Genomic DNA, 1,238 nt, shown 5'->3' with positions numbered 1-1,238 from the left:
GGGACACCAACTTTAGTTACAGCAGGAACACAAAACTTCTGTTTGGTCAATGCGCCGACTTTTGCGAGTGTTCAGTTTAATGAAGCCAATATCGTTTGGTACACAGCGTTGACTGGAGGAACAGTGATTCCTTCGACTACAGCTTTAACCAGCGGTACTTATTATGCGGTAATCAAAGATCCGGTAACCAATTGTGAGAGTGCGGTAAGATTAGCGGTAGTGATCAGTGTTACCGATCCGGGAACACCAACTTTAGTTACAGCAGGAACACAAAACTTCTGTTTGGTAAACGCACCGACTTTTGCCAGTGTTCAGTTTAATGAAGCCAATATTGTATGGTATACGGCGTTGACTGGAGGAACAGTGATTCCTTCTACAACAGCTTTAACCAGCGGTACCTATTATGCCGTAATCAAAGATCCGGTAACCAATTGTGAGAGTGCTGTTAGATTAGCGGTAACGATTAGTGTGACTGATCCGGGAACTCCTGTGATTACAGAAACTACACAGAATTTCTGTTTGGTGAATGCACCAACTTTTGCATCAATCAATGTAAGTCCTGCCGTTGCAGCAAATATTGTTTGGTACACAGCGCTTACCGGAGGAACTTTAATTCCATCGACTACAGCTTTGACTACCGGAGTTTATTATGCTGCAATTAAAGATCCTGTAACTCTTTGTGAAAGTGCTGTTCGATTAGCGATAACCATTAGCGTAACCGATCCTGGTACTCCTGTGATTACGGAAACTACACAGAATTTCTGTTTGGTGAATGCGCCAACTTTTGCATCGATTGATGTAAGTCCTGCAGTTGCTGCTAATATTGTTTGGTACACAGCGCTTACCGGAGGAACTTTAATTCCATCGACTACAGCTTTAACTACCGGAGTTTATTATGCTGCCATCAAAGATCCAATCACGAACTGTGAGAGTAATGTGAGATTGGCAATTACAATAAGCGTAACTGATCCGGGTACCCCGACTTTAGTTACAGCAGGAACACAAAACTTCTGTTTGGTAAATGCTCCAACTTTTGCAAGCGTTCAATTTAATCAGGCCAATATTGTTTGGTATACGGCGTTGACTGGAGGAACCGTTATTCCTTCTACTACAGCTTTAACCAGTGGTACTTATTATGCTGTAATCAAAGATCCAATCACGAACTGTGAAAGTGCAGTAAGATTGGCTGTAGTAATCAGCGTTACTGATCCGGGAACACCAACTTTAGTTACAGCGGG

Annotated in this window: 1 pseudogene; it reads left to right on the top strand. The window is 42.6% G+C overall.

From position 1 onward, the window contains the following. Positions 1–1,238, top strand: a pseudogene (locus C245_RS23480) (hypothetical protein); the annotation flags it as partial.

This window comes from Flavobacterium sp. WG21 (genome assembly GCF_000335775.1).
In the GTDB taxonomy this organism is placed as follows: domain Bacteria; phylum Bacteroidota; class Bacteroidia; order Flavobacteriales; family Flavobacteriaceae; genus Flavobacterium; species Flavobacterium tructae.
Note: the sequence above shows the minus strand (reverse complement) of the source record. Positions and strands in the feature narration are given on the sequence as shown.